This is a genomic window from Salinisphaera sp. (genome assembly GCF_035690525.1).
Classification (GTDB): domain Bacteria; phylum Pseudomonadota; class Gammaproteobacteria; order Nevskiales; family Salinisphaeraceae; genus Salinisphaera.
In genome coordinates this window covers 1-3,749 of the sequence record NZ_DASSKM010000131.1, presented here as the reverse complement: position 1 = coordinate 3,749, position 3,749 = coordinate 1, and the positions used below count along the sequence as shown (strand labels likewise).

Genomic DNA, 3,749 nt, shown 5'->3' with positions numbered 1-3,749 from the left:
GCGGCCAGATCGGTCTTCCAGATATTGCGGCCGTCGACCGCGCCGATCGATAGCTTCGTATCTCCGGCCAGCCGGGCGGCCACGGTCTCGATCTCGCTGGCCCCGCGCAGGCCGTCGATATGCAGCGCGGCGACCGGCAGGTTCACGAACAGATCGAGATTGTCGCGCAGTTCGCCAAAGTAGTTGGCGACCATGATTTTCAAATCGCCGACGCGCGACAGCGTCTCGTAGGTCTTGGCGATCACTTCGCGCTGGGCGTCGGTGAGATCGAGCGAGAAAATCGGCTCGTCGATTTGCACCCATTCGGCACCGGCCGCGGCCAGCCGGTCCAGGATTTCGACATAGACCGGAATCAGTTGATCGGCGAGCTCGAACTTGTCGAGGTTCGAACCGTCGGCGACCTTGCCGAGCGTCAGATAAGTCGCGGGGCCGATAAGCACCGGCTTGGTGACGATACCAAGCGACTTCGCCTCGGCGAACTCGTCGAAGATCTTGGTTGCCGCCAGCTTGAACGCCGTGTCCCGCGTGAATTCGGGCACGAGATAGTGGTAATTGGTATCGAACCACTTGGTCATCTCGCAGGCGATGGCGGCGCGCGTGCCGCGCGCCATGTCGAAGGCGAGATCCAGATCGGCGTGCTCGCCGTCCCAGTCGAAGCGGGCGGGCACATTGCCGACCAGACAGGCCATGTCCAGCACTTGATCGTAGAACGAGAAGTCGTTGGACGGAATCAAGTCGATGCCGGCAGCGCGCTGTTTTTTCCAGTTCGCACGACGGATATCGGCGCCCGCCGACTCGAGCCCGGCCCGGTCCAGATCGCCCGTCCAGTAAGCCTCGGTGGCCTTCTTGAGTTCACGGCGCTCGCCGATACGGGGAAATCCGAGATTATGGGATGTGGTCATGGATCGTCGCTCCTGTCCTGCATTATCCACGCCAGCACCGCTGGCGATCGATTAAGAGTCTAGAGCGGCTGATCCATGACTAATATTGGTATATTTGCATCGATATATGATTTTCTCTCATAACCGATGATCGAACGCATCCATTTGCGCATCCTGCGCCAGATCGAACGCGACGGCACCCTCACGGCGGCGGCGACGTCGCTGCACCTGACGCAGTCGGCGCTCAGCCATGCCATCCGCAAGCTCGAGGATCAGGCCGGCACCGCGATTTGGCGCCGCGAGGGGCGGCGCATTCGGCTGACCCCGGCCGGCGATTATCTGCTGGCCGCCGCCGAACGCCTGCTGCCGCAGTTGGAGCGCATCGACGCCGTGCTCGCCGACTATGCCGCCGGCCAGTACGGTAGCTTGCGCATCGGCATGGAATGCCATCCCTGCTATCGCTGGCTGCTGAAGATCGTGGAACCGTATCTTGCCGAGTGGCCGGGCGTGGATATCGACGTGATCCAGGCGTTTCGCTTCGGCGGCATGGCCGCGCTGTTCAATCACGACATCGATATTCTGGTCACGCCCGATCCGCTGGCCAAGCGCGGCGTGCTCTTCGAGCCGGTGTTCGACTACGAACAGGTGCTGGTCGTGGCCCGCGACCATCGGCTGGCGCAGGCGGGCCACGTAACGGCCGAGATGCTGGCCGGCGAAGTGTTGCTGTCCTATCCGGTGGACCCGGCGCGGCTGGATATCTTCACCGAACTGCTCGGGCCGGCGCATGTGGCGCCGCGACGCCACAAGACGCTCGAATCCACTGACATCATGCTGCAACTGGTCGCCGCCGGCCGCGGCGTGGCGGCGCTACCGCGCTGGCTGGCCGATGAGTACAGCGCCGAACTCGCGATCGCACCGGTCCAGCTCGGCCGGACCGGGATCGCCAAACAGATTCATCTGGGCGTGCGGCGCGCCAGCCTGCAGGAACCGCCGATCGCCGGATTTCTGGCCGCGGCGCGCGCCGGCCCATCGGGGACGGCCGCCTGAGACGCGCCCGAACGTGCTTACTTCTTGCCCATCGCCCCGAAACGGCGGCGGAAACGCTCCACCTTGCCGGTCGTGTCCATGATGTTCTGTTTGCCGGTGTAGAACGGGTGCGTATCGCTGGTGACTTCCAGCTTGATCAGCGGATAGCTGTTGCCGTCTTCCCACTCGATGGTCTCGTTCGAGTCGATGGTCGAACGGGTCAGGAAAGCGAAATCGCTGCCCATGTCCTTGAACACGACCGGGCGGTACTGGGGATGAATGTCCTGTTTCATGATCTTTGACCGTCGCGTCTGCAATTAATAAAAATATTCGGGCTCGTCACCGTTGGCACTCGCGCGTCAATGCCATGGCGAGCGCACCGTCGCCGAGTTCGAAATCAGCCTCGACATCGCCGGCCGGCGCCTCGGCCGGCGCCATCTCGCGCGCCAGCGTCTCGCGGGCGATCCAGCCCTCGTGCGCGGCTATGGCCGCCGCCAGCCGTTCATCTCCGGTGCGATACTCGATCCGGATCCGATCGGCAACATGAAACTGTGCCTGCTTGCGCAGCCGCTGGATACGGTTGACGACCTCGCGCGCCAGCCCGCGCTGGATTAGCGAATCGGTAAGTGTACTATCAAGTGCCACCGTTACGCCATCCTCGCGCCCGACCAGCCAGCCCGCCACGCCTTCGGCCGCGATCAGCAGGTCGCCTGCGCCGAGTTCGACCGCTTCGCCGTCGGCGGCCACGGTGAGCGTGTTGTCGCGCAGATACGCCGCGATCACGGCATCGTCCAGTTCGGCGACGGCCGCGGCCACCGTCTTCATCTTTTTGCCCAGCCGCTTGCCGAGCTGTTTGAAATTCGGTTTGGCGCGGCGTGTGACCAGTTCGCCCTCGCCGGCGACATATTCGATGGTGTCGACATTGACCTCGTCGCGCACGATCGCGGCCACGGCCTCGACATCGGCCCGGGCCACGCCCGGTTCCTCGACCACGAGAATACGCGCCAGCGGCTGGCGCACGTTGAAACCGGCCTCGTTGCGCAATGCCAGCACATTGGCCACGATCGTCCGCGCCAGCGCCATGCGCCGTTCCAGATCGCCGTCGGTGATGTCGGGATCGGCCAGTGGAAAGTCGGCCAAGTGCACCGAACCCCGCGCGCCGGTCGAGGCCGTGACCCGGCCGTACAGCCAGTCGGCGAAGAACGGCGCGATCGGCGCCATCATCGCCGCGGTATCACGAAGGCAGGTCAGCGTGGTGTGGTACGCCGCGCGCTTGTCGGCCGCGGCGTCGTCGCCGGCATGGTCGCTCGCGTCGGCGCGCGCGCCGGCCCAAAACCGCGCCCGCGAGCGGCGGATATACCAATTCGACAACGCATCGATGAAGCGCTCGAGGCCGCGCGCCGCGCGGGTCGGGTTGTAAGCGTCCAGCGCCGCCGCGGCCTCGGCGGCCGTGGATTGCAGGCGCGACAGAATCCAGCGGTCCAGCTCGGGCCGATCAGCTACCACCGGCGCCGGTGTATCCGCCGTGAAGCCGTCGATATTGGCGTAGGTGGCGAAAAACGAATAGACATTCTCCAGCGTGCCGAACACTTTGGTGCGCGTTTCGCGCAGGCCGCGATCGGCATACTTCGTGTTGTCCCAGGGCGGGCTGTTGGACAGCATGTACCAGCGGATGACGTCCGCGCCGTGGGTGTCGAGCGCTTCGAAGGGATCGACCGTATTGCCCTTGGACTTGGACATCTTCTCGCCGTTGGCATCCAGCAGCAGACCGTTGACGATGACGTTCTTGTAGGCCGGCGAATCCTTGACCAACGTGCCGATGGCATGCAGCGAATAGAACCA

At 64.3% G+C, this 3,749-nt stretch carries 3 protein-coding genes and 1 pseudogene; 1 reads left to right on the top strand and 3 read right to left on the bottom strand.

Annotation, left to right across the window (positions count from 1 at the left end; all coding sequences use genetic code 11):
• A pseudogene (locus tag VFJ08_RS09925) lies at positions 1-902 on the bottom strand (5-methyltetrahydropteroyltriglutamate--homocysteine S-methyltransferase); the annotation flags it as partial.
• A gap of 126 nt (positions 903-1,028) precedes the next feature.
• On the opposite strand from VFJ08_RS09925, the gene VFJ08_RS09920 reads away from it, so the two are divergent.
• On the top strand, positions 1,029-1,928 hold the full coding sequence (locus VFJ08_RS09920; protein WP_324997045.1) for a LysR family transcriptional regulator: 900 nt from the start codon (positions 1,029-1,031) through the stop codon (positions 1,926-1,928).
• A 17-nt stretch (positions 1,929-1,945) separates the two neighbouring features.
• Here VFJ08_RS09920 and VFJ08_RS09915 read toward each other — a convergent pair whose 3' ends face one another.
• Both VFJ08_RS09915 and VFJ08_RS09910 read right to left on the bottom strand, forming a co-directional pair.
• On the bottom strand, positions 1,946-2,200 hold the full coding sequence (locus VFJ08_RS09915) for a type B 50S ribosomal protein L31 (RefSeq protein ID WP_324997044.1): 255 nt from the start codon (positions 2,198-2,200) through the stop codon (positions 1,946-1,948).
• 46 nt (positions 2,201-2,246) lie between these two features.
• A partial coding sequence (locus VFJ08_RS09910; RefSeq protein WP_324997043.1) for a DUF5915 domain-containing protein occupies positions 2,247-3,749 on the bottom strand: 1,503 nt, incomplete at its 5' end.

What these genes read in the sequence shown, in the direction of transcription:
- VFJ08_RS09920 (WP_324997045.1), top strand. Translation starts at nt 1,029, where the DNA reads ATGATCGAACGCATCCATTTGCGCATCCTGCGCCAGATCGAACGCGAC.
- VFJ08_RS09915 (WP_324997044.1), bottom strand. Translation starts at nt 2,200, where the DNA reads ATGAAACAGGACATTCATCCCCAGTACCGCCCGGTCGTGTTCAAGGAC.